Source organism: Paenisporosarcina sp., assembly GCF_057785155.1.
In genome coordinates, this window is the sequence record NZ_JBYNRN010000044.1 from 37544 (window position 1) to 62052 (window position 24509).

The window sequence follows — 24509 nt, forward strand, 5'->3', positions numbered from 1 at the left end:
TTTCTTGATTTATATACTTGGCTTATGGGAGCTACCGATAATCGGTCATATGTAAACTGAGCATTGAATGAAAATTCTCTTTTTATTCATTTACACAAGATATTTTACGCTCTCACTGACAAACAAGAAAAACATTTAATTTTAGAAATAAAACCATTCGGATAAGTACACTTATACAGACAAAAGAGGAAGAGCAGTGCTAATTCAGCATCGCTCTTCCCCTCTCTTACTTTGTAGTTGTAATGGATTCTACTTCTAATTAGCTATCAATAGAATATCCCCCCTTATTCAAATAAGGCATCAATGACTTGCTTGAAAATCTCATATGAATGAATTTCCTTTTTTGGTTCGTAGATATTGGAAATTGCAATGACTTCATCTACTTCGTACGTCTGTTGGAATTCAATTACTTCCCTACGTATTGTTTCTGCATCCCCCATGATTGTGTACCCCAGTCGATGATGAAGAATTTCTAATTCAACTTGTGACAACGATTCAAGAAAGTCCTTGGTCGGTGGGATAAGCTGGCTTAAATTATTTGTATAAATATCGATGTACACCTGCAAATGGCTGGCTGAAATCAAAGCTGCCTCTTCCATTGAATCTGCTGCAATCACATTAATGGCAGCGATCACATAGGGCTCTTGTAAATAAGCAGACGGCTGGAAGTATTCTCGATAAATCGCGAGTGCTTCTTCCATCACCTCTGGTGAAAATTGAGCTCCAAAAGCATATGGCAGTCCTAGATTCGCAGCGATTTTAGCTGAACCGGTTGACGAACCTAAAATCAGGACCGGAACATTTGTCCCTAAACCTGGATAGGCACGAACCTCTTCTTGTACTACCTCATTACCTAAATAACGCAAAATGTCCTGGACTTCCCGTTCAAAGAAAAACACGCCGTTATGATTTGAACGGCGAATTACATCAGCTGTTTTTTGATCTGTTCCCGGGGCACGCCCTAACGCTAAATCTACACGGTTTGGATACAAGGTTTCAAGGGTCCCAAATTGCTCCGCTACGACTACCGGAGAATGGTTCGGCAGCATAATTCCCCCTGAACCCACACGGATGTTTTCGGTACTTGCTAATATATGTTGAACAATTGATACCGTAGCTGCACTTGCATAAGCATCGTGGTTATGATGTTCTGCAAACCAAATCCGTTTATAGCCCAATTTATCGACAGCTTTCGCTAGCGATACCGCAGAATCAATCCCTTGTTTCATTGTTTCACCTTGTCTTAATGGAGCAACAGATAAAACAGATAGCTCAAATTTTTTCATCATTTCACCTCTAAAAACGTATTGTTTACTTCGTTACCTGTTCCGGTTGGCATGCCTTTGCCACGGCAGCGGAGGCCGTTTTGTCAAAGCTCATGCACTTTCCCTTTAACATTTTAAGCTCTACTAATAGCTCGTTCGTTTAAGAGATTGTTTTACAATTCCGTGGATATTGTTATTTGTGGCTTGAAAACTGAAAACAGTAAAATTCCTGCAAAATTTTTTAATAAAGCATAAAATTCTTCTTTATTAACTTTGCCTCCATGAATCATAACCTCGTATAAACCCCAGCGGTCTCTATATAAAAATGTTGAGCTTTCATAACCATTCCGGGTATAGAACTTTCTTCTCGTTACCCGTTGCTCATAGTTGCTTGCAGTTTCATCAATAACTTCTATATTGAGTATGATTCGATTATTTGGATACTTCTCTTTAATTTTAGCTAGTGCATGGCCTCCATAACCTTTTGACCTGGCACTACTATCTATTGCTATATACAGAACGTATGTTAAATATTTATGGGTTATTAAGTAAGTAAAGCCAACATATCTACCCTCGTCGTATATAACGAGAAAATCAACAAAACTTCGCTTTGCTTTCCACATCAAAAGATTCATAGGCATTCGTTCATTTTTAGGAAATGATCCATAATATAACTCTTTTACATTGTCGATTTCCCTGGGATTTTTAATTATTGATTCTACTCTTAAATTCATACCATCAAATCCTTATAGTTTTTCTTTTTCGTTATAGTTAAGAACGACTAATCTCAATAAAAATTTCAATACTGGAAAACTAATCGTTCAAGAAAAACACAAAGAGGTTACGGAATAAGTTCATTCCAAACCTCTTTTGTCTACAATCGGAAAGCTTCTTTAAGCGTCTTCTTTAACAAGTGAAAAATTCTTTGTCGTATTCTTAAAATAAAATTTAAAATTTTTAAAAAATTCACCTTATCAGTAATTGTGATGAAGAAATTAGTTACTGCAAATCCATTCTTCCATATTTACAACTGCTCTATTTGCCAGGTTCAGGTTCATGTTATTTTATCCATCAAGCGCATACGGTCTACTCTTTCTTTTTTGCCATACAGCAAGTAATAGAGGAAAGACATCGAAATAACTGCGATTCCCAAAATCGCATACATAGTAGGATAGCCGGTTACTGGTATCACAAGCCCCAGAAGAGAAGGGCCAAATCCATTTCCGATATCAAAAAAGATGAAGAAAGTGGCAGTAGCGAGCCCCATACGATGAGGTGCAACTACTGTCACTGCTATTGTCTGGCTGATGGAAGAAATATTCCCGAAACCAAGTCCAATCAAAGCACCTGCCATTAAGAAAGGTACAGCGCTATTTGCTGTACTGAGGAGAAGCATTCCAGCACCGAAAACAAAAAAAGCCGGATACATAACATAATTTGCCCCTATACTGTCCATCAATCGGCCGGTGAACGGTCGCGATACCAAGACGCTAATTGTATAGACAATAAAGAAAAAGCTGGCTGCATCCACCAAATCCAGCTCTATAGCATATAGATTTATATATGAAAGAACACTTGAGAAGCAGAAGGTCATCGTGAGGACAATAAAACTGATGGGAAGTGCTTTTGGCTCGATGAAGTTGGAAAGCTTAAACCCCTTGTTTTCATGTTTCATTTCTGCTGTTTTCACTATGGGCACATTAACGAAGAAACCGGTTACCATACTGACAATCCCTAACAGAAGGCAGAAGATAAAAATCATCTCAAATCCGGACTGCTGAGTCATATAAAGGCCAATGAACGGACCAAGTCCGGTAGCCAATGCTGTACTGACAGCAAAGTAGCCAATTCCTTCCCCTCTTTGTGATTCCGGTATCGTGAGAACAACAATCGTACCAATTACGGTAGTTGCTATACCCATGGCAATGCCGTTCAAAAATCGGCTAATAATTAAAAAGGTAAGCCCATAATCTACAAAGTACAAGAGCATAGTTACCGTAAAGAAGACAAGTCCGATAACTAATATTCGTTTGTATTCGATTCTATTAACGATTCCCCCGGTAAGCAACCGACCAGTCAATGCACCGATGATGAAAACACCAACTACTAGACTTGCCTGCCCGGTAGATGCATTAAATTCTCTTAGAGCATAAAGAGCGATTGTTGCATTTAATAAAAGGTATATTAGGATCAAGAAAAAATTGACTAAGGAAAGAATGATAAAATCTTTTGTCCACAATTCCGGTTTTATTTGCTTCACTATTTAACCTCCTCTCCCTAATGCCATGGTTCACCTTTCACCTTAAAACCTGTAGGACTCACCGTCTGCTGGCACGAAAACTTGGGAAGAGAAGCCCTTTTCATCCGCGAAGCTTTTCAATTCTTCTCTAGATAATCCCCAGTGATTGACCGCTTCCATATGAACAGCTATGATTTTCGCATTCGGGGCAGCCTCGTGCACTGCATAAACATCTTCTCTCCCCATGACAAGAGAGCCGCCTTCCTGGAATTGATTGTCTCCCGCGTTTACAACAATGACTTCCGGTTTATGTGTCTCGATCACTTCCTGAACAACTTCATACCACACCGTATCTCCAGCTACATATAGGGTTTTTTCGTCTTCGTGCTTGAAGACCACACCGCATACGAGACCTGTAAGTTTCAGAATTCCGCCTCTACCGTGTTCTCCTTTTGTTTGGAACAGTTGAATGCCTTCAAAGACGGTATCTTCCTGCAGGACCTCCACATTTCGGAAACCGGCGCTTTGAATTTCTTTCGCATCTTCTCCGTTTTGAGTGAACAGTTTGATGTCTTTTGGCAAAGCCTCTTTTGCAGCATCATCCCAGTGATCCAAGTGTAAATGAGTGACAATGACTGCATCTACATCGATAATATCTTCAATAGATACTGGCAAATTAACCAACGGATTTTTCTGGTCTTGTCTGGCTGAATTCGGGAAAGGGGGATACGTCCCCTTCTCTGCTAAAAACGGGTCAATTAAAAACTTTTTGCCGGCATATTCTACAACCAGCGTAGCATTTCGGATATGATGGATATTCATGTATACAGCTCCTTTTGTTTGATGTGAACCCAGTATACATCCTGAATATGCCGCGAATACAGAGCTTAGATAAAGTCTTTTTGCCGTTTTACTTTATTAATGAAAGGATTTGAAAAAATGTTGGACAACACGGATCTTCAGATTTTAGATGAACTCTCCAAGAACAGCCGCATCACAATGAAAGAATTGGGGGGGAAAATTCATTTAAGCGGCCCCGCCACTTCGGCTCGGGTGGAAAAATTAGAAAACAGCGGAATTATTGAGGGCTATACCATCAATATCAACCAAGTAAAGATGGGGTATTTTGTTCACGCCATGATCAGCATCTTTACCAAAAGCACCCATCACCAGCCTTATCTGGCTTTCCTGAAAACACAGGAGCAATATGTCATTAACAACTATAAGATCAGCGGGGATAGCTGCTATCTTCTTGAATGTAAATTTCCATCCAACGAAAAACTGGATGAATTTCTAGTTAAGTTAAATGAGCATGTGAACTACAAACTATCAATAGTTATTAATAAATAGAGCTTCTTGCAAAGAGCCAAGCATATTGAGCACTTTTAGAAAGTGTCATTATACTTGGCTCTTTTAATTCACTGATAAAAACTGTACTGCTGTTTACATACTGCAACTTTCCATAACTGAAGATATGTAAACTGACTAACTTCAAAGACTCATTTCCCCTTTTTAAGTTGTCTCTTTGGTTTTCTGATACCAAGAATCCAAGGCTTTTTTGTAAGGCGAATTAGAACAACCCTAAGAATATTATTACGATCAATTAATATTCTGAAATTATCACTTAATTGCGTGCTCTTTTTTAATTATTCTATAAGGATCAGTTGAAGTATACTTTACACTTTTACCGATTCTTTTTCAGATTGCACATCTGCCATCTATGTTCCAAAACTCGTCCTTTTCTGAACACGACACTATTGAATCTCATAGATATCAATTTGATTCAATAACGCGTAACAAAACCCTGACCATTATTCTATGTTCAATAACCATGAATCGCTGTTCTTATGTTACAATTAATGCAGGATTAAAATGGAAATGAGGGATGTGTGTGTTAATTGGATATGCTCGAGTGTCAACCGGTTTACAAAACTTGGACTTGCAAACAGATGCACTTACTCAATATGGATGTACGAAAATTTTTCACGATAAGATGAGTGGATCAAAAAAGCAACGTCCTGGATTAGATGAAGCCCTCCAATATGCACGTCAAGGGGATACCATTGTTGTATGGCGGTTAGATCGACTAGGCAGAAACATGCAAGACTTGATTGACCTAGTCAATAACTTAAATGAACAAGGCATTGGGTTTCACAGTCTTCAAGAGAATATAACTATGGATCGCAGCAATGCTACCGGCCAGCTGATGTTTCATCTCTTTGCGGCATTTGCCGAGTTTGAGCGAAATCTTATTCAAGAACGTTCTGCTGCAGGAAGAGTGGCGGCAAAGGCACGGGGGCGTCTTGGTGGACGACCAGAGAAATATGGATTGAAAGATATTGAAATGATGATGGCTCTTATTGATGGAGGCACACCAATTAAAGATGTGGCGGAAAAATGGGGTGTTTCTCGAACAACCATTTATCGCTATTTGGAACGCAAGTGATCTGAATGTTGTTGTAACTATATAATAGAAGAAACTCCGTAAAAACTAAAAACCCAACCATAAAAATTGTTGGGTTTTTCTCTTTGTATAAAATCTATTAACCACGTCTTAAAATCGATATTTACCGTAAAATTAAAAATTAATAAATTGATAATGCTCTTGAGTAAGATTAGAGTCATGAAATCCAATATCTTTCCTCATGGCTAAGACGCATGCTGAAAAGTGACTTTTTTCCATTGCTTGTAAACTTGATACTTCTAATTGACCAACCAGTTGAGTAGATTTAAACTCCATATACTTCGATAATGCGAGTAACACATCATCACTAGCCCATAACCAAGAAGCATCATAAGCTTTTAGGAAATTTGCTTGCATTTCTCCACGTTCATTCTCAGCTACTCTATTACCAATAAATACAGCCATGGAATTGATTAAATTAATATAAACATTTCTTTTTTGGTTTAATCTCTCTTGTTCTTTTGAAATTTCTAATTGAATTTCAATTTTTAACTGTTCTAACTCTTTATCTATTCTTCCTTTTTGTTTTTGTAAGCCACGGTTAAACATATAGCCTACTATCAAACTGAAAACAGCAAGGAAAGCAGCATTTGTAATAATTGCTTTAGTAAAATCCAGAATAATATCCCCCTTATTAACTTAAACTCTTATTTGCTCTTTGAGGACAGGTGAAACTGACTTTTTATTTATTGCAGGTCTTTATAAAATTGAAAATCTCTAAAGAAACTAGTGTTCCATAGAATGTTTTATAAAGTATTTCACTAAATTCTATTAGATATAGAGTTAAGTCTACACTCTTATCTTTAAAAGTAATTAATTGCTGATCTGTGTCATAGCTATATGAGTAATGGCCAATACTGTTTCTAATTCCATTGTTTAAAACACCAACAATATCAAAGTACTTTTCGAATATGTTCTCTTCTGCGAAATATTTTACTCTATTTCCTTTATTATTTGCTTTATGTATAAAATCTACAAAAGTGTGAATTTTGTTCGCAGATTTCCGATATTCTTCATGGAAAGCATTTCTGTCTCCCCGTAATTTGATATTTTGCAATCCAACGAAGCCAGCTAACCCTGCACATAATATTTCATAGGCATCAACATAATAGTTTTTCAGACGTTCAAAATCTGTTGTTAATATTCCCTGTTTATATTTAATTTCATTTATATCATCAGTTTTGAATGATGAAGATAAGACAATAGGAAAGATGAATTTATAGTACTCGATAAAGTTACCAAGTAGATGTACCAGACTATTCTCCAAGTCACTAATCAAACCTAAGAACTCAAGTCGCAATTGTACTACTTCTTCAGGGTGCTTGTTTTTTATTCTCTTTAATTCTTTCTGTAAATCAAGAATCTCTTTATCGAATCCGTTTTTCCTCAATAGTAACTTAAATGGTTCATATAAAACTTTTAAGATTATATCATTATGATCAACTTTAAGTACCTGACCTAGTACAACTGGTGGCACATATTTATATTTTATTAATTGAGCGTTTAGATACTGTGTTTTCTGGTTTTTATACAATTGCCAAATTCTAAGACTGATTTGGAAATCTTGAACATTCTGGGTAAATGCACTAGCAAAGTGGCGTTTTGCTTCTGCAATTTCTCCACCATGTTTCATCATGTTGATCATAAAAGGCGAAAAGTACAATCTCGGATCTTTTGGGTTATAATATGTAATCTTGTCGGTAAAAAAATCGCTTGATACTTGTAGAAGGTGGCTCATTTTGCTCCCGTTAGGAATCTCTTTAGCGTTACTTAGACGCTTTTCCTCAATCCTTCCATTAGATGGATTTAACACAATATGGCCTTCTATAGTGATGCCGCATTCAGGACAGTAATAACTGAAAGGATTAAATGTTACATATCCAGCATAAATCTTTAAGTGAATTTTATTAGTACATACTTCGCATTCTAAATAACTGTTTATATTCAAATTTAATCCTCCGATAATTCCCACTGTGGAGACAAAAATTCCTTCGATAATGCTAAAATTTAATGATTTTTCTTCAAATTCCTCAATTCTCTGTTCCCATTCGTATTCTGGTACTCCTGGTACTCCATCTAAATAATATATATGTTGTAAATACTCTTGGTCAATTTGCTTGCTATTACCATAAGTCTAAACTCGTTTTTCCATTTTGAATAACAGGTCGAGAATTTTATCAACTTCTTCCGAAAATACTATTCAATTAATTTAAGTTTAAATGCTCGAGTATCAATATAAACCCCATTACTACCTTGTTTAATTTGTGTATGCATTATAACCTCCTCAAAAAAACTTAGTATACTTAAATTAAATTGCTTCCTCTATCGTTTGGGGTCTACTGTCTTATTTGAAAAATATGATTCATACTCCCACAGCTTCTTCCCCTAATATTATATCTTCTAAATCTAAGCTACTTAGAAAGGATTCATACTGCTCTTCATTACGCAGTTTTATTGTTGAAAGGACAGTAAGAGCATTATTTTTAAATTCAGGAATATCAATAGGATTAAATGCTCTGTCCGGGTTGTTTTCTAAATGCGAAAACTCATTATTAATTCTCCCAATAAACGAAATTGTTACACCAGATTCAGAGAAAAACTTACTAGTCCGTTGGTCATTATTTAAACTGCAATCTGGCCATTGGAAAAATAAATAGGATTCCAAGAATTTTCTGCAACTATTAGGGAAGTTATAAAATACATGATAGTTACTGTCGTTTTGTTCTTCTTTAGCTACTCGATAAATTTGATGGAATAGATATATAAACTCTGAAGTATATTCCCTTAAATATGCAGGCATAACTTTAATAATAGAAGTGGTTTCACTTGAACTAATTGATTGTCTATCCAAGATAAATTGTCTTAAAATATATTTTTCGTTTGTTGTCGGTCCTTTTAATCTATGCATATATTTTAAGAAATCTAAACTATGTGTAGAGATAATTAGTTGCAAATACTCTTTTTGAGAAATTTCAACATCGATTAAACTAAAAATATAAAATGTATGATTGGAATCCAAGCTGGACATTGGATCGTCGATAAAAACAATTTGTTGCTCTCTTTGCTCTGCAGTAAGATTAGATAATTGAGCTAGAAAATAACAAAACGCAATAATCGTTTGCTCACCTTCGCTTAAATTTTTTGCTAATTGATTATTTCGATATACTTGAAAATGTCCGTGTGTATCACTTCGATCATAATGAAGTTCTAAGTCATTAGAATCCCTCATTCGACTTAAATAATAATTAATTACTTGGATTGCATTTTCCTCGTTACTCATCATGTCTTCTTTTCTCTGCTTCCATTCTTTAAATTTTTTTAGTTGCTCTTGATTAGTTTCTAATATGTCTTCTGCATATTCGTATCTCTCCTGTAGACTTTGAAGATCTAATTTTAATGAAGAATAATTTATTCTATTTAATTCTTCATTGATTATGTGAAAGCGAATGGACTCACGAGCATATCTCTGTTTTAACTCATATTCACTTGTTACTTTATTGTTTTCTTTAATAATTTCATTAAATGATTTCTCTATTTCTAATAATGAATGACTATATACATCCTCAAAAGATGAAAATGTTTCTAAAGAATATAAATTATTCTTTTTTTCTTGAATACTTATTGATATGTGTGAAAGAAGGAGTTTAATATCTCTTAGTGTTTGATTAAAATTTTTGTTAACTTCATTAAATTGTAATTGAAATTGATTATATATTGCATTGGATTCGAAAGCTAATTTATATTCATCTAATTGCCTTTGTGCTTGCATTAAACTCAATAAATTATTTGCAAGTTCTTGTTCATATTTTTTTGTTTGATCATTAAATATTTGATTGAGCTGTTGCATTCGTTCAGTTTTAAGTTCATTTCCACAAAATTTACATTCTGATTCATTTTCATGTAAATGATGTCCCTGTTGAATCCAAGACTTATCTTGTTCTTTAATTATTAGAGATTCTAAAGCTTTACTTGGCGTTAATTGACGTTTTAATAATTCGTTTGCTGCATCCACTAAATAATGAATATTTACATTAGGAATACTAATTTTCGGTAATTCTTTTTTGCTTTCTTCAAGTAAAAAAGCATTTAATTCATTAATTTGAACATCATCTAATGCTTCTGCTTGAGGTATTTCTTGTTCTAATCGGCGTTTATCATATATTCTCATATTTGTATCTGCTTTAAAGGCTTTATAATCAAGTTTAATTTTACCTGCAGTTTCAGTTAAATGAAGATTAAGGAGTTTAATTTTCCCTAATAACTCACTCTTAATACATTCATATTCCTTAAGTTGTCCTACATGGAGATTATCACCTTCAATAATTTTAGTTAGTTGTTCAATATCTCTTTCAATAGTCCGAATTTCAGTAGTAAGTTCGATATTTTGAGTGCCGATAATAGCAAAAGGGGAGATATTTTCATCCTCGTTATAAAAGAATGCAAGGTGTTCCTTTCTGAAATCGCTATTATAGACACTAATATGTGGGGATTCGAGTAACTGGTTACTTAATATTTTTGTACCACCATCTAATACAAATTCATACTCTGATTCATTATAATCATTATGTATATTCCCTAATTGCAATGAACGAAAAATTCTTGAAAGTGTCGTCTTTCCAGAGTAGTTTCTACCGAAAATAACATTACGAGCACTTAAACCGTTATGTTTTAAACTTTCTTTTATTTTATTTGATTTGTATGGATAATCATCTATCAAATGCTCGTCCCAAATGAAATTTTTATATGTTCCGAAATTTGCTATATTTACTTTACGAATCATGTCAATCACCCACCTCTAAAGTTTTTACCACTTATAAATAAATCGAAAATCCAGTTATTTTTTTATTATAGAAACTTTAGTAGCCAATAATGTAAAATATCCGGTAGCTATTATTGCTACTGTAGACAAAATTGCCATTCCAAAACTAATGTAATCCATAACGTCTGGTTGATCTTGAATTGTTCTTATTACATCCATCCAATCCTTCTTAGTCATAGATTTCTCTCCCCATCCACAACTACTTGATTTTCTTTTTCCTGAATACATTCATTAACCAATACCAATAAAAGTTTATCTCTATCGATAGCTTTACTAATAAAGTCAATTGTCTTCATTAATCCAACAAAAAAAGTCAGGAATAAAATATAACTAAGAAAAATCTTCACTTCACTCCATTTGGTAAAATTTAATGCAGTAATAAGTGATGAGGTAATTACAGCAATTAAAATTGTTTGAAATGAACTTAAGAGAGATGATAGTCGAGGACTAGCTGACTTAAGTTCAAGAAAAGTTCTAAAACCTTTCAAGTCACTTATCTCAGGCAAGTCCCGCAGTATTTTTTCTTTAATTCGATTACAATTATGTACAAACTTATCATGCTCAAATATTTTAATACTTGAAAATTCTTCATAAAACTTTATTGGTGGGTGAGGATCACCCATCCATTGGTAAAAGTTATATTTTTCTGCCGAGTGTTTATCATACCAACTGAAGAACTTATTAAATGAAAAATCTATAATGAGTAAAATTAAATTAAATAGTAAAATCACTGCAAAAAATGACAAAATCGATTCTTTTATATTTTCATTTTTCAAATATAAATCTAACATTTTATATACCGTATAAATTAATAAAAGAATATTTGCCACCAAATATTGGTACCTTTTTTTTATCAAATAGCTTCCCCCTCATCCCACTTAATCCGAGAAAATTTTCCTTGGTGCGTAGTTATCTTCGTCTTTGCAGAAGTCGACATTTCCGACAACTTCGCCTTGACTTCTGAGATAATAACCACACTGCTAATAGGTAGTTCTATTATATCAATATTTAGTAATACTTGGAAATATATTTAAATTACCCTTTCTCATAGTTTCTTACCTTCTCATCTCGGACCTTTCCGTCTTACTTCCAATTTACAACTAAACCCGTTAGTTAGAAAAGATTGAAATCGCTTGATTGTTACTAAGTTAACAACGATAATAAATTCAATTTTGTAAATTAATTAACAAAACCCTCTATGATTTTTTTGCGCTTCGGCGTAATTATTTACTTTTCAGAGTATTTAATGTTGCATTTAAAAGTAAATAATATTACTCTTTAAAGTAACTTATGATTAGGGGGAGAAAAATGAATACTATCAAACAAAAGGAACCCATCTTGGATATTGACCAATATGAAAAAGACTTTGAAAAAATGTTGAAGGACTTTATAAATGCAGCTTCTTTTGAAGAGCAAAATAACCAATTCCAAAAGCTGAACCGTCATCGTCTTGCTTATCAAGCGTCAGAAAATGAAGCGAGGATTCTTTACTTTGGAGATACAGCAAATGATGAATACAATAAACATCATGGCTTTTTTAAAGAAATCGAGCCGTGCAAGCTATGGATGACTGGGGCATACTACCAAGAGCTTTTGAAAGCGAAATTTAGGGAACAGCTTGAGAACCGGTGGGGCAAACAGCTATTTAAAATAGCAGATATTATGCAGAAAACCTATTCTGATGAAGTGAAAGAAGATATCCAAAAGGAAAATCGACTTGTATTCGAGTATCAACAGCTGTTGGGAAAAGCGGTCATTCCTTTCAATGGAAATGAGCTAAAATTAAGTTCCTTGGCTCCATATCTGGGCTCACCTGATCGCGAGGTTCGAAAAGCTGCCTTTGAAGCAAAATCGGGCTACTTTAAACAGCATGCAAACGATTTTGAACGAATCCTTGATAATCTGGTAAAGACACGTAACCGAATCGCGAAAACGTTGGGCTATTCATCTTTTGTGGGGCTCGGCTATGACCGAATGCATAGAACCGGACATACGACCAACGATCTCGTTAAATACCGCAAACAAGTGAAACAACACGGGGTGCAATTCATTTCAGAACTTAGAAAGAAGCAGATGAACCGTATTGGCGTGTCCAAACTGAAGTATTATGATGAGAGCTATTTCTTCAATAACGGTGCGCCGGCGCCTAAAGGAACACATGAGGAAATCTTAGAAGTTTATCGGGAAATTTTCCGTGAGCTGTCCCCTGAAACAAGTGCATTTTTTGATGAAATGATGGAAAAAGGGAATGTGGACGTGGAATCCCGTACAAACAAAATGGGCGGGGCTTTCGCGTCGTATAGTGGAAAAAAAATTGATTCATTTATTTTCGCGAATTTCAACGGCACATCCAATGATGTCAGGGTTTTTGCACATGAGACGGGCCATGCATTTCAGTTTTATATGAGTCGCCACTCGAATATCCATGAGTACATTATTCCATATGATTCCTGTGAAGTATTTTCATTCACGATGGAACGGTTTGTCTGGTCTTGGATGGAACGATTTTTTGGAGAAGATACGCAAAAGTACCAGTTTTCCAACCTGACCGAAGCGTTTATTTATATGCCCTTTGTATCAGTCGTTGATGAATTCGAGCATTTCCTGTATGAATTCCCTACAGCCACCATGCAAGTTCGAAAGCAAAAGTGGAGAGAGCTGGAGCACGAGTACTTGCCGGATCGCGACTATGATGGCAATGCACTTTTAGAGGAAGGTACAGGGTTTTATGAAATTGGGCATCTGTTCACTTCCCCTTTCTATTACATGGATTATGATTTAGCCCATTTTGCGGCTGTCCAGCTATGGATTAAATTGCAAGATGATCCGAAATCTACTTGGGACAGCTTTCTGGAAATGAACAAACAAGGTGGACGGCTCCCATACCCTGAGCTTTTGAAGAGCGCAAATCTGGAGTCTCCTTTTGAAGAAGGAAGCATGGAGAGGCTTCTTGAAAAGGTTAAAAGATGGATATATCAGATAGATGATCGTTCATTTTAATAGCAAGTCTATGGGTAGCCGAAATTGCATCTTCGGCTACTTGCTTTTTGTAGCAACTGGTGTCGATTCTTTCACTCTCCTAATCAAGCATCCCTCGTTAAAAAGTCCTTGGACAGCATCTTTTCTATTGATACTTTTTCCAACTCAATGAAGAGATGCCGGCGATAATTTGAAAAGATTCAGAGTCTTTTCTGTTTCAAGAAAATCACTTTAAACCAACTCCATAGGGAACTTTTAGCGTTAAAAGAACTATGGGCAACTCTTTTTTGCTTACTCATAAATATTTTTCAACAGTAGAATCTGAAACACTTAGGTAATGCTCAACCAACGTTTCCAGCGACTTATGCCCCGTCTGTTTAGCAATCGTCGATAGATCTGCACCAGCCTCATGCATGGCAACAACTTGGCTCTTACGAAAATTGTAACCCGTCAATCCTGTCCATCGCTGCAACGATTTCCAATAGCCCGTCTCAGTCATTTCGACACTCTCATATCGTCCACCTCTATATACTCTTCCCACAAAATAGTCTTCAGGTTTAGTTGATATTCTTTGATATATTTCTTTACCACCTTCCCTGTTTCTAGTGTTAATCGTTTCGTGTGCCACTGTTTTTGCTTCATTAAATATACATCTACTGTTCGTCCCTCAAGATTAAAGTCCTTTATTTTCATACCGACCATCTCATTCGGACGATTGGCTGTGATGAGATTCACCAGACAAATGGCTTTTTCCCTCGTAGGTAGTTTGAGAATCATTTCTAGTAACTCAGCTTTGTCGACGGAGGATTTCCCTTGTACTCTAATTAAATGAGCATTGCCTTCCTCCCCGTAAATTCTTCTCATCGCCGATAGCTCACTTGTCACTTCTGTTTCCTTTTTGAAATCAATTCTATGTATGACTGCTAAATGCTTTTTGATGGCTGCCAGACGACGCTCCCACGTCGTTTTTTTCACCTTTTGCTCCATAAGCGAGTCATATAAATAATCGAGCATCGCTTCCGTTCCATCGGGTTGATCCGACTTTACGCAGAAGTCAAGATACCGACGAATATCGCCTGCATACTGTTTGGGAATCTCGTTGTTCTTTTGTTCCACATGTACTTTCCTTTTCGTATGCCGTACTCTAATATCTACTATTTCTAAACGAATGATGTCATCATAACTAGACAATAAATCCACTCCTTTTCTTTGCAGTTATAAGCAAGAATAAGAAGAAATAGTCTTTAACCAGGTCATAATAGCACTCGTTTTTTTAAAAATCTTTATTGTCTTAACCTATCTTACTGGAGAAATTCACATCCGGATGAGGAAGTGATTACCTTCGATCCAATATAGGTCCCTAGTACAGTCTTAACAAAAGATTATCTTCTTCTAGCCTTGTGAAAAAAAGAAAAGCCATAAGAAAGTATCAATCCACTTGAAATAATATATGAAAAAAGTTTCTAAGATACTTGACTAATCGTAAGAAAAGCCGCCTTGTAAAGGCAGCCGGTTCTTCAACTAAAGCATCCGTTTGAAAGAGTTCTTTGTCATCCGTTCCAATATCTTGTCAATGATATCCATACCCGCATGTAGTGATATTTTACCCTCTTCAACATATAAAAGGCTGTTTTCTGATTGAGATTGGTCAATTTCCTCAAGTAAATGTGTACTTATTAATACAATGCTATTAAATGATAACCGCTCGATTTTCCGTAAAAAAAATAACTTTTCTTCGTTATCTAACCCAACAAAAGGTTCATCTAAAATACAAATACGTGGATCATTTATTATTGCTTGGATTAGACCCACTTTTTGAAGCTGCCCTCCTCTTAAACTACCCAACTTTTTATTACGTATACTATATAAGTTAGTGTTCTTCAACCAATCATTTACTCGTGGCTTTACAAGCAGATATGGAATTCCTTTATGGTAGGCAATATATTTCAAATATCTTTGAATAGTCATTGATGAAAGACCTTTGAAGTCCTGAGGTAAATAACCTATTACTCTTCTAACTTCCACATCCTCAAGCTGTTTTCTGAAAGTACCTTGATGATTATCATGTATCATTCTAGTGTAAGCAATAACACCTTTTTTAGGTTTTATTGCTGTTGAAATTAGTTTTAGTAGTGTACTCTTTCCCGACCCATTAAGTCCTACTACATAAGTGATTCCTGAAGTGAAAAAGCATGAACCCAGGTTTACTGATAATTTTTCTTTTCCCAAGGAATACTCTACTTCATTCACACTAATTCTGAAGCTCATAAGAAATATCTCTCCATTCTAGTTTTTGTTAATGTGCTACTTAACAGAAGAAAAGATAATATGATTGTAAAGATGTGCATGTAAATGAATGTGTCACTACTTGGTGCCTGAAACAAGTAAGCAATGTTTAATTTACTTTCAAATATTAATTGAATCATCCAAACCATTAGAGTAATTAAAGATCCAATTTTATGACCAAACCAGAAAATACTTATAAAACCAGTGACACCGAAAAAGAACATTGTTGAAAATGAGGTGAATACTAACAGTATAGAACTTGAATTTCCAAGTACAAAATAACTTAGTGGCAATGAAATTAAAAATTGAACTCCCATTACAATTGTAAACCGTGCAAACATTTGATGAATTAGTGAATAATAACTTAGCTTTTCAATAATATAATTGCCTTCATCTTTTGTGCGAAAAGCATAGGCAATAAACAAAATCACGAATAAAGTTCCCCATTTTATCCAATGTATATATCCACTTATAGCATTTTCGGCATTCTGATTGATTGTTAAACAGAGAAATAGCATTACTAACCCGGTATACAGCCAGCTGCGAGAACCATAAAAATTCCATTGTGATAAAAACAAATTAGTGATTCGTTCTCGAATTGATTGTTTTCCTTGTTGTACTTCGAGCTCTTCTCTTATATCAATCGGCTGCAATTCAATTTTTTCTCTTATTTTGTTAATTAATTCAAATGTCTGCTCAACGGTAGGTATCGGGGTTGTAAAGCGTTCGAAATTATTTTCCCACTTCTTTTCCATTTGAGCCAATTTTTCATCCTCACTCATTACCCTCGACCCCTTTCCGAGCATCTAATTTCAAAATAACTTCTAGATGCTTTAATCCACGGGTGATTCGTGACTTTACCGTATTAATTGACAAGTCTAATGCCAGTGCGATTTCAGAATACTTTAGATCTTGATAGAATCGTAAGTATAAAACAGTCCTATACTCAATTTTTAATTTACTTAATGCTTCTAGCATCCATTTACGTTCCATTTGTAAATTAATAATATTTTGGATTGGTACATTTTCATCTATTATGACGTCAGTTAACTTCTCTTTTTGAGTAGAACCCTTTTTCCAGTAGTCTTTACATAAGTTTGTAGCTATTTTATATATCCAAGGTTTGAACATATCAGGGACATGCCCTTTTTTCCCTTCATTATATATTTTAATCAATGTTTCTTGTACAATGTCTTCAGCTAATTTTTCATCAAGTGTTAAACGGTACACATAACCATATAGAGATTTATGATAACGGAATACAAGAGGGTCAAATGCCGAGTCATTACCGTATGAAAGTTGCTTCATATATTCTTCATCTTCCATTCAGTTACCCTCCTAACTTAAAAAGATTTTCGATGAAAATATATCAAAGAGTATGCAGTTAGTAATATTCCAAGAGAAAAATAAAATAATCTATTGTAAAGTATCCAATTATTATTTGAGCCAGTTAAATTACTATAGACTACTAAATTATAAACATTTGGAAACTCAAGTAGGACGGGATTCAAGTAGATTAAAAGCCCCCCACCATTAAGTGAGATAATCCATAATATAAGTCCCACAAACAAACCGCCTAGTGAATGATTTCCTATAACCGTAGATAAGACCATAACACCAGTGATTCCAACGTATACAGGAATTGAAAAAATTAAACTTATCCAGGAAAGTTCAAATAAAAAAAACTTATGTGTTATCGTGATAATAATTAATGAACTATAAAAGACTAGTGATGCAAAAAGTATTCTTTCACAAATTATTTTCCATCTCTTTAAATGATATGTTATTAATTGAACGTGGAATTTCGTATCAAAATCAATAGAAAAACACCAGTGTAAAATAAAAACGTACCAAATCACAGCAAACTTTTCATAAAACAAACTTGAATAAGACCTAATACTATCCAACTGAAACATATTAATAATATAAATCCCCAAAGGGACCATTAACATTAGGCAAATGGAATGGATTGAGGTAAACCAAAGCTTGAGCCAAATACGCTGCCTAGTTTGTAGTCCACTCATTGACTGTGGTCCCTCACTTCTTTTTCATATTTTTTTATTGATTCTTTAAGATCGAATTTCAATTTTTCATCCGTTTTACTATATTGTAAATAAAGATATTTAACGAGAATACTTAAATCTTCTTCTCCTTTTTGTTCATACTGATCGATTAAATTAATCGTATTTTTATCTTTTGGAGACATATATGGATTTGTATCATTAATTTTCTCCTGAAAACTTTTAAATTCCGACTCAATATTGAAATGTTTTTGCAATTCCCACACCAAAACATCTCTCAATAAATTCAAATCATTGTAATCAAAACCCATATTGAATTCTTCTACTAGTGTAGAAGCTGTATAATAGGCCATCAATGAGTTGTCTCTATTAATATTTGCTAATACATAACTGTCCCATACTATAAAATCCGTATTTTGTTGAGTAAGGTTTGCTAGGTCTGAATCAATGATATATATGACCTTTGGAACAACAGGTACTCCCAGCCATTTCTCTGTAGCTTTCCATTTATCAAGAAATAAGGTAACAGTATGTGAAGCACTATTAAGAACATCTGGATGACTAATCACCCGAACTGAACCAACTTCCTTTTCACTTAAATTCCCTCCCATGACAGATAAACCATATTGTGATAGTCCTTTATATTTTCCATTCTCTACTTTAGGAATTGTAATAGCAATTGGGATATCGTAAGTGTCAACTATTTCTATTGAAAACTCAGTTGGGTTATCCTCAACCATTTTCCCATTCCTAATTTCAAAGTTTGAATATATATTATTATGTGATTGACTTATCGCTAACTTCCTCTTTCCTATGAGGGGATACCAGCCAGCTTCTTTAGGTAAGTAAATTCCATTTTCATTGATAAAAGACTGTTTTTCTAAAGTGTCATTACGGAATTGCTTGATATTTCCTTTATAATTTAGTTTTAACTTTAATTCTTGTTCCGGTTGAATTTCAGTCTTTACATTTATTTTCAAATAATCATTCTCTCTTGTGCAAGTAACCTCCTTCTCACTATAACAATCCGTTACTTTTAATCCATGATGTAAAGTGACATAAAATTCTTTTTGAGCTTCCTCACTATTATTACGTACTGTTAAATCACTTATTACAGATAGTGAATCTTCTTGAATAAAAGTAATAACTAAGTCAGTGAATTCCATTGAAAAATTACTTTTAATTTGATCTTGTGCATTTTTATAAAAAGTAGTATCATCTTCATCTATCGGCAATAAATAGTATTTTCCTGTATCAAGAAAGCTTTTATATGCTGAGTTATATTGCTTATACTGTTGTTCACTAATAATTAGAGCAGGTATACTAATGACCACCAAAATTGCAGCAACAATGATTTTTTCTTTTTTCGTGCTACGTTTAGGATGATATATAAGAATAGTAGCAAGCAATATAATTAAGGCTAGTAATAGAATCCCGACTTGGTGAAAGATAACACTTTCCAATACACGTTGGATCCCCCAGATGCCTTTATATGCAGAGTTAGTATGCAAAGCATCATAACTTAATAAAAGCCTCCATCGAGGATTCACTTCATCGACACTAAGCTGTATATATGCCATCCATCCTAAAATAACAGGCATTAATAAGTATGAAATTATATTTTGTATTAATGTTCCTGCTAGAAAACCAAATGAGATTGTTAAAAAGATAGAACCTTCCATTTGAAATAATGTATATAAAATGTTTTTAGGTAATTCATTAAAATTCATGCCACCACTTACGAACCAAATGATTTGGATTATTAACGTGATGAACGTGAAACATGCCCCATAAAATTGGACCACTAACCACTTCCCTACTAACCAGTGAGAGTTTTTAATTTTGTAAGTTACAATTAAATTTCCGAATCCCATTTCTCGATCCTTGCCCCCAAAATAGGTGGCAAACAAACCTAGAAAGAGAAGATTTACTAACAAAATCCATTGGAAAGCATTAAAAAATGATTCACCTCTCGTGTTAAAGTTAAATATCTCCATTTCGTATTTAATAATGATTGCAAAAAAACTAATGAAAATAATCACCAATGGAATAATTAAAAACTTGTTTCGATATAATAATGTCATTTCGTTCTTAAACACGAGCTTTATTACATTCATTTTAACACTCCATTTAATATAGCCATGTATCCATCTTCAAGTGTTGGTTTAACAAGTTTAGCAATGTGGTGAGGTTTATCTTTTGATATTACCCTGAAAACCACTGAATCCTCTTCCCTCTTACTACCAATAATTACATGGTCTCTCTCCACAATGTCATAGTCGGAAATATGTACTTGAAACTCCCAAATATAATTTTTGGCTATTTGTGCTAATTGCTCAATAGAACCTTGAAAATGAACTTCACCATTATTTAAGACGGCTACCTTTTCACAAATAGACTCGATATCACTGATAATATGAGTAGATAAAATGATAGTAGACTCCTTGCTCAACTTTTCAATTAAATTTCGAAACCTGATTCTTTCGGAAGGATCAAGACCGGCAGTCGGCTCATCCAAAATGATAAGCTTGGGATTACCTAATAATGCTTGAGCTATACCAAGTCTTCTTTTCATTCCACCTGAGTAGGACTTTATTTTCTTATTTGCGTGTTGTACTAGGTTTACTCCATGTAATACTTGGTCAACTTGTTTCGTTCTTTCTGTATTATCTAAAATACCTTTCATAGTAGCTACGTAATGTAATAGCTCTTTTCCCGTAAAATGTAAGGGGGTTTGAAAATTTTGTGGGAGATAGCCAAGTAATTGCCGAATGCTATCCGCATCTTTTTTATAATCAAACCCATAAATTGATATTTCCCCTTCTTTCGTATGTAAAATTGTGCTTAAAATTTTCATTAAAGTTGTTTTTCCTGCACCATTGGGTCCAAGCAGTCCAAATAATCCAGGTTCAATTTGAAGACTAACATCTTTTAATGCTTGATATTTTCTATACGACTTATTTAGTCCCTTTATATCTACTGTATACATTATGGCTGTCTCTCCTAATCTTGCGTCTTGCATTTACACGATTGAGAGTGGAAAATTGTTTCATTTTAAAAAGTAATTTTTTTCTAATAAAATGAATGCAACAAAATACTATACGTGATTATTGCAAAAACGGTTATCAAGCTTTCAACCAGTTCCAACAGAAGCACTTACTTCAAAAATCATTAGGTATGACAATCTCCTAATATCCTAACTAATTGGTTGAAAGAGTTTCAACACAATTAGTAAAAAACACTTCCGAGTCGATGTGTTATGTCAACCTACGGTGTATGTGATATACAACCCAGTTCAGGGATTGAATCGATAGTTTGCGTAGAGATTGTCAAATAGAATTAAATTAAATTGATTGTGGTTATCAGGACTTTCCGAAAATACACTTAACTAGCTGTTAAAGTAATAATTTTAATGGTAATCTTATGTTAAATTGTAAATATTTAACTTTCAGTGAAAAGATGGAGGATTGGGATTATTATGAGTTCCATTTTAAGTGTATTAACACGTTTTTTTTATGTAGTAATTGGTATCATTCTCCTAAGTGCTTTTGTAGGGTTGTTTACGAGGGGAATTCAAATGGACTTCACTTTGTTCACAAAAAATGTAATTCATATTATTAAATCCCTAATTTTCCCCGAAAACCTGGTAGTTTTAGGGCCAACAAAACATGAGTATTCTATTTTCTTGAATTTTTGGGATTACTACTTGTACTCCCTTATTATTTTCCTTTCTGCTTTAAGTATTTCTATTATCATAGGTATATTAATCACTTACGTAACAATATTGTTACCACAAAAAGTAAATGATATAGTATCCAAAATTGTTTCATTGCTAGAATCATTGCCTGATCTATTCATTATTATGGTCATTCAATTTTCTGTACTTTATTATTTTAAGCAAACAGGAACCTTATTATTTCCGGTAGCTGGCTCTTCACAAAACAATACATTTTTCTTGCCTATCATAACTTTGGCATTGATTCCGTCCTTTATGATTTATAGGATTAACCTTCATTTAGTAAACGAGGAATGGAAAAAATCATACGTAGAGTTAGCCAGAAGTAAAGGATATGACAAAACCTATATTTTTTTCTCTCACGTGTTGAGAAATATTACACATAGTATTTTTAGTCATAGTAAAACGATTGTACTGTACTTATTATCTTCTATGGTGATTTTTGAGAAGCTATTCAACATTTATGGAATCTTTACATTTATAACTAGTTACCCATATCCGAACGTCATTGCGTTCACGTTAATTATGTTTTTCTTACCTGTCTTTATTTTATACGCTCTTATTACCAACTTAATAGAGAGACAAACGGGGCAAAGATTGGAATGGTGAAATAAAGTGTACATTTTAAAAAGACTCCTATTAGATAGGTTGTTTCTAACTGGTTTCATAATCAGTGGAGGAATGTTTTTAGTCAGCATTCTTTACTTTCTAATCTTTAATGATCAAATTCCTACGTCACCTTTACTTTATGATCCTACCGGAAAACCTTTACCGGCACCTTATAATTTTAAGAACTCTCCTCCTTTCGGAACAGATAGCTTTGGAAGAGACTTATTTATTGTGATGGTAGTAGGTGTGAAATATACGATTATAGCAGCTTTAATCATTACGTTCCTACGAGTTTTCCCTTCAATATGGATTGGATTATTTATTCATTTTTTTCTAAAGAAATTAGAGAGACCCATTAAATCAATGGTAGACGCTTTCAATTATTTCCCAATGACGTTGTTTGCATTTTTCCTTCTGAATGTGATTCTCTTTCAAGATACGGGTATGTTTGTAGTTGATGGAGTCCAGGTCGAAGGACCTGAGCCTCTTCCTTATGGGGAAAGGGTTATATTATACTTCGTCGTGTTGGCATTTCTTTACATTCCAACAAATTCGATATTAATAGCGAATGAAGTAAAAACCATTTATAACAAGGAGTTTATCGAAAGTTCAAGGACGATTGGTGCTAGTAATTGGAGGATTGTTACAAAACACATTAAACCCTTTTTAGTTCCTCAATTGACAATCATTTTTCTGAGAGATTTTATTCAAACGCTAATTCTTATGTCACATTTAGCTGTATTAGGATTGTTCGTAGGTGGGTATGTCAGGAGAGAAGATTTGTTCGGACAAACTAAAGCAATTTCTACTTCAAACGAATGGGCTGGATTGCTTGGAATGTGGTGGGATTTTCTATGGACATCTTATCCTTGGATATCCTTCATCCCGATACTTTTCTTATCAATTTTAATATTATCCGTTAAAGGGATGATGGAAGGTCTCACTAATGTATTAACAGCTATAGACAGTATCAGAGAACCTTCTGAGAAACGAACAGAAATTGACTCTATCAAAACTGATAACCCATTTCAAAGAGTTAATTTAATTAGTAGAGAATAAAAATAATTGACCTGCCTTCGGCTACCTTTCATGACAGCTTTTCTTTTTGGGTACTGAAGTTAACTACTTCCTCATTCGGGTGTTATGTCAACCTAGGATGTGTACGTGATACAATTCGGTTGAGTAAGTATAATCGAAGTTTTACGGCTGATCATTCAGGTTCTTGTTCAACTAACGGGGCAGGTTAGTTCAATAAGAACAGTTTTATGAAACAAATTAACGAGGTGCAAAAATGGAATTAAACAACTTTATGAATGAGAATTTCCCGAACTTAGAACTTAGACCAGCCTTGTTTTATAGCTGGGACATTGGTATTCGGTTCAATTTAGGCGTGGATTATGATAGTGACTATTGTTACGAAAACAGTCCTTATCTTAGAGGAGTTTACAAAAGGGCTATCACTTTGTTTAAGACTTTACATCTTCAAGAAGATGAGATTTTTGTGGTAGCAAATGTGAATGATTTTAGAGATAATGCAACGTTCAATCGTAAATTGAACATCTTCTCTAAAAACGTACAGGATAAGTCTGTTTTGAAAAAGTTGAAGCACACGACACTACCTTATGTTTTCCCCGAGGATGATGAGGATGGTAAGTACCAGACGCATAGATTTATTCTTAAATGTAAAACATCGGATATTAAATATATTCCTTTGTTAAAAGCAATTTGCAATCAAGATATGGGAATTAAACCTAAGATTTATCATGATGTTTTTTTCATCAATATTAAAAAAGAGACCATTTTTCATGTGTATGATGATAGAGGTTGTGATCTGTTGGCGACCTCGCCCGAAACAATAAGAGATATTTATGACAAATACAATGATTGGATATTGGATTACGACAGAAATGAAATAAACGAGGTATTCAAATAAAGTACGTCTCCTTGTTCAACTAACGGGTGCTTCGTATTATAAGGTTAACCAGTTTTTACTGGTTGACCTTTTTTTAATAGGATTTAATATATCAGTAACCAGGGTAGGACGTACGGGTGCGTGGGACAAGATCCCGTCAACTAAACTGTCCACCCCCT

General features: G+C 34.3%; 23 protein-coding genes. 6 read left to right on the forward strand and 17 right to left on the reverse strand.

Annotated features, from left to right (window positions below; translation table 11 throughout):
* Nucleotides 1-284: 284 nt before the first annotated feature.
* The 4 genes from AC3EA5_RS15740 to AC3EA5_RS15755 form a co-directional block, all read right to left on the reverse strand.
* Nucleotides 285-1286, reverse strand: a complete 1002-nt coding sequence (locus AC3EA5_RS15740; protein ID WP_488609196.1) for an LLM class flavin-dependent oxidoreductase — start codon at nucleotides 1284-1286, stop codon at nucleotides 285-287.
* Between the two features lie 152 nt (nucleotides 1287-1438).
* Nucleotides 1439-1999, reverse strand: coding sequence for a GNAT family N-acetyltransferase (locus AC3EA5_RS15745; protein WP_488609197.1), 561 nt, complete (start codon nucleotides 1997-1999; stop codon nucleotides 1439-1441).
* 320 nt (nucleotides 2000-2319) lie between these two features.
* Nucleotides 2320-3525 carry an MFS transporter gene (locus AC3EA5_RS15750; protein WP_488609198.1) on the reverse strand — a complete coding sequence of 402 codons (1206 nt, stop codon included), beginning with the start codon at nucleotides 3523-3525 and terminating at the stop codon, nucleotides 2320-2322.
* Between the two features lie 42 nt (nucleotides 3526-3567).
* Nucleotides 3568-4326: an MBL fold metallo-hydrolase gene (locus AC3EA5_RS15755; RefSeq protein WP_488609199.1), complete on the reverse strand. Its 759-nt coding sequence runs from the start codon at nucleotides 4324-4326 to the stop codon at nucleotides 3568-3570.
* A 117-nt stretch (nucleotides 4327-4443) separates the two neighbouring features.
* Between AC3EA5_RS15755 and AC3EA5_RS15760 the strand changes: the two genes are divergently transcribed.
* A complete protein-coding gene (locus tag AC3EA5_RS15760) occupies nucleotides 4444-4854 on the forward strand; it encodes an Lrp/AsnC family transcriptional regulator (protein ID WP_488609200.1) in 411 nt (136 codons plus the stop codon).
* 541 nt (nucleotides 4855-5395) lie between these two features.
* Nucleotides 5396-5950 (forward strand): recombinase family protein, encoded by a 555-nt coding sequence (locus tag AC3EA5_RS15765; RefSeq protein ID WP_488609201.1) that lies wholly within the window; start codon nucleotides 5396-5398, stop codon nucleotides 5948-5950.
* A gap of 132 nt (nucleotides 5951-6082) precedes the next feature.
* On the opposite strand, the gene AC3EA5_RS15770 is transcribed toward AC3EA5_RS15765, so the two are convergent.
* The 6 genes from AC3EA5_RS15770 to AC3EA5_RS15795 all read right to left on the reverse strand — a co-directional run bounded on the left by AC3EA5_RS15770 (nucleotide 6083) and on the right by AC3EA5_RS15795 (nucleotide 11763).
* Nucleotides 6083-6517, reverse strand: coding sequence for a hypothetical protein (locus AC3EA5_RS15770; protein WP_488609202.1), 435 nt, complete (start codon nucleotides 6515-6517; stop codon nucleotides 6083-6085).
* Nucleotides 6518-6650: 133 nt separating this feature from the next.
* Complete coding sequence (locus AC3EA5_RS15775; protein ID WP_488609203.1) at nucleotides 6651-7916, reverse strand: hypothetical protein; 1266 nt, start codon at nucleotides 7914-7916, stop codon at nucleotides 6651-6653.
* 414 nt (nucleotides 7917-8330) lie between these two features.
* A complete protein-coding gene (locus tag AC3EA5_RS15780) occupies nucleotides 8331-10748 on the reverse strand; it encodes an AAA family ATPase (RefSeq protein ID WP_488609204.1) in 2418 nt (805 codons plus the stop codon).
* Nucleotides 10749-10802: 54 nt separating this feature from the next.
* Nucleotides 10803-10964 (reverse strand): hypothetical protein, encoded by a 162-nt coding sequence (locus AC3EA5_RS15785; protein ID WP_488609205.1) that lies wholly within the window; start codon nucleotides 10962-10964, stop codon nucleotides 10803-10805.
* The gene (locus AC3EA5_RS15790; RefSeq protein WP_488609206.1) at nucleotides 10961-11644 is read right to left on the reverse strand and encodes a hypothetical protein; all 684 of its coding nucleotides are present in this window, start codon (nucleotides 11642-11644) and stop codon (nucleotides 10961-10963) included. The genes AC3EA5_RS15785 and AC3EA5_RS15790 overlap by 4 nt, the downstream gene beginning before the upstream one ends.
* The gene (locus AC3EA5_RS15795; protein WP_488609207.1) at nucleotides 11641-11763 is read right to left on the reverse strand and encodes an XtrA/YqaO family protein; all 123 of its coding nucleotides are present in this window, start codon (nucleotides 11761-11763) and stop codon (nucleotides 11641-11643) included. Before AC3EA5_RS15795 ends, AC3EA5_RS15790 begins: the two co-directional genes overlap by 4 nt.
* A 332-nt stretch (nucleotides 11764-12095) precedes the next feature.
* Here AC3EA5_RS15795 and AC3EA5_RS15800 point away from each other — a divergent pair, with 332 nt between their 5' ends.
* Nucleotides 12096-13787, forward strand: coding sequence for a M3 family oligoendopeptidase (locus tag AC3EA5_RS15800; RefSeq protein ID WP_488609208.1), 1692 nt, complete (start codon nucleotides 12096-12098; stop codon nucleotides 13785-13787).
* 274 nt (nucleotides 13788-14061) lie between these two features.
* On the opposite strand, the gene AC3EA5_RS15805 is transcribed toward AC3EA5_RS15800, so the two are convergent.
* The 7 genes from AC3EA5_RS15805 to AC3EA5_RS15835 all read right to left on the reverse strand — a co-directional run bounded on the left by AC3EA5_RS15805 (nucleotide 14062) and on the right by AC3EA5_RS15835 (nucleotide 21062).
* Entirely contained in the window at nucleotides 14062-14265 is a 204-nt protein-coding gene (locus AC3EA5_RS15805) for a hypothetical protein (protein ID WP_488609209.1), read from the reverse strand.
* On the reverse strand, nucleotides 14262-14957 hold the full coding sequence (locus AC3EA5_RS15810; protein WP_488609210.1) for a tyrosine-type recombinase/integrase: 696 nt from the start codon (nucleotides 14955-14957) through the stop codon (nucleotides 14262-14264). The genes AC3EA5_RS15805 and AC3EA5_RS15810 overlap by 4 nt, the downstream gene beginning before the upstream one ends.
* A gap of 330 nt (nucleotides 14958-15287) precedes the next feature.
* A complete protein-coding gene (locus AC3EA5_RS15815) occupies nucleotides 15288-16034 on the reverse strand; it encodes an ATP-binding cassette domain-containing protein (protein ID WP_488609211.1) in 747 nt (248 codons plus the stop codon).
* Nucleotides 16031-16834: a hypothetical protein gene (locus AC3EA5_RS15820; protein ID WP_488609212.1), complete on the reverse strand. Its 804-nt coding sequence runs from the start codon at nucleotides 16832-16834 to the stop codon at nucleotides 16031-16033. Before AC3EA5_RS15820 ends, AC3EA5_RS15815 begins: the two co-directional genes overlap by 4 nt.
* The gene (locus tag AC3EA5_RS15825; RefSeq protein ID WP_488609213.1) at nucleotides 16827-17378 is read right to left on the reverse strand and encodes an RNA polymerase sigma factor; all 552 of its coding nucleotides are present in this window, start codon (nucleotides 17376-17378) and stop codon (nucleotides 16827-16829) included. Before AC3EA5_RS15825 ends, AC3EA5_RS15820 begins: the two co-directional genes overlap by 8 nt.
* 694 nt (nucleotides 17379-18072) lie before the next feature.
* Complete coding sequence (locus AC3EA5_RS15830) at nucleotides 18073-19803, reverse strand: hypothetical protein (RefSeq protein ID WP_488609214.1); 1731 nt, start codon at nucleotides 19801-19803, stop codon at nucleotides 18073-18075.
* Nucleotides 19804-20186: 383 nt separating this feature from the next.
* A complete protein-coding gene (locus tag AC3EA5_RS15835; protein ID WP_488609215.1) occupies nucleotides 20187-21062 on the reverse strand; it encodes an ABC transporter ATP-binding protein in 876 nt (291 codons plus the stop codon).
* Nucleotides 21063-21551: 489 nt separating this feature from the next.
* Here AC3EA5_RS15835 and AC3EA5_RS15840 point away from each other — a divergent pair, with 489 nt between their 5' ends.
* The 3 genes from AC3EA5_RS15840 to AC3EA5_RS15850 all read left to right on the forward strand — a co-directional run bounded on the left by AC3EA5_RS15840 (nucleotide 21552) and on the right by AC3EA5_RS15850 (nucleotide 24351).
* Nucleotides 21552-22418: an ABC transporter permease subunit gene (locus tag AC3EA5_RS15840; protein WP_488609216.1), complete on the forward strand. Its 867-nt coding sequence runs from the start codon at nucleotides 21552-21554 to the stop codon at nucleotides 22416-22418.
* A 72-nt stretch (nucleotides 22419-22490) separates the two neighbouring features.
* Entirely contained in the window at nucleotides 22491-23477 is a 987-nt protein-coding gene (locus AC3EA5_RS15845) for an ABC transporter permease (protein WP_488609217.1), read from the forward strand.
* Nucleotides 23478-23709: 232 nt separating this feature from the next.
* Nucleotides 23710-24351: a DUF3885 domain-containing protein gene (locus tag AC3EA5_RS15850; RefSeq protein ID WP_488609218.1), complete on the forward strand. Its 642-nt coding sequence runs from the start codon at nucleotides 23710-23712 to the stop codon at nucleotides 24349-24351.
* Nucleotides 24352-24509: the final 158 nt, after the last annotated feature.

What these genes read in the sequence shown, in the direction of transcription:
- AC3EA5_RS15805 (WP_488609209.1), bottom strand. Translation starts at nt 14,265, where the DNA reads ATGACTGAGACGGGCTATTGGAAATCGTTGCAGCGATGGACAGGATTG.
- AC3EA5_RS15770 (WP_488609202.1), bottom strand. Translation starts at nt 6,517, where the DNA reads ATGTTTAACCGTGGCTTACAAAAACAAAAAGGAAGAATAGATAAAGAG.
- AC3EA5_RS15785 (WP_488609205.1), bottom strand. Translation starts at nt 10,964, where the DNA reads ATGACTAAGAAGGATTGGATGGATGTAATAAGAACAATTCAAGATCAA.
- AC3EA5_RS15835 (WP_488609215.1), bottom strand. Translation starts at nt 21,062, where the DNA reads ATGTATACAGTAGATATAAAGGGACTAAATAAGTCGTATAGAAAATAT.
- AC3EA5_RS15830 (WP_488609214.1), bottom strand. Translation starts at nt 19,803, where the DNA reads ATGAATTTTAATGAATTACCTAAAAACATTTTATATACATTATTTCAA.
- AC3EA5_RS15840 (WP_488609216.1), top strand. Translation starts at nt 21,552, where the DNA reads ATGAGTTCCATTTTAAGTGTATTAACACGTTTTTTTTATGTAGTAATT.
- AC3EA5_RS15800 (WP_488609208.1), top strand. Translation starts at nt 12,096, where the DNA reads ATGAATACTATCAAACAAAAGGAACCCATCTTGGATATTGACCAATAT.
- AC3EA5_RS15755 (WP_488609199.1), bottom strand. Translation starts at nt 4,326, where the DNA reads ATGAATATCCATCATATCCGAAATGCTACGCTGGTTGTAGAATATGCC.
- AC3EA5_RS15745 (WP_488609197.1), bottom strand. Translation starts at nt 1,999, where the DNA reads ATGAATTTAAGAGTAGAATCAATAATTAAAAATCCCAGGGAAATCGAC.
- AC3EA5_RS15815 (WP_488609211.1), bottom strand. Translation starts at nt 16,034, where the DNA reads ATGAGCTTCAGAATTAGTGTGAATGAAGTAGAGTATTCCTTGGGAAAA.
- AC3EA5_RS15845 (WP_488609217.1), top strand. Translation starts at nt 22,491, where the DNA reads ATGTTTTTAGTCAGCATTCTTTACTTTCTAATCTTTAATGATCAAATT.
- AC3EA5_RS15740 (WP_488609196.1), bottom strand. Translation starts at nt 1,286, where the DNA reads ATGAAAAAATTTGAGCTATCTGTTTTATCTGTTGCTCCATTAAGACAA.
- AC3EA5_RS15850 (WP_488609218.1), top strand. Translation starts at nt 23,710, where the DNA reads ATGGAATTAAACAACTTTATGAATGAGAATTTCCCGAACTTAGAACTT.
- AC3EA5_RS15780 (WP_488609204.1), bottom strand. Translation starts at nt 10,748, where the DNA reads ATGATTCGTAAAGTAAATATAGCAAATTTCGGAACATATAAAAATTTC.
- AC3EA5_RS15760 (WP_488609200.1), top strand. Translation starts at nt 4,444, where the DNA reads ATGTTGGACAACACGGATCTTCAGATTTTAGATGAACTCTCCAAGAAC.
- AC3EA5_RS15820 (WP_488609212.1), bottom strand. Translation starts at nt 16,834, where the DNA reads ATGAGTGAGGATGAAAAATTGGCTCAAATGGAAAAGAAGTGGGAAAAT.
- AC3EA5_RS15825 (WP_488609213.1), bottom strand. Translation starts at nt 17,378, where the DNA reads ATGGAAGATGAAGAATATATGAAGCAACTTTCATACGGTAATGACTCG.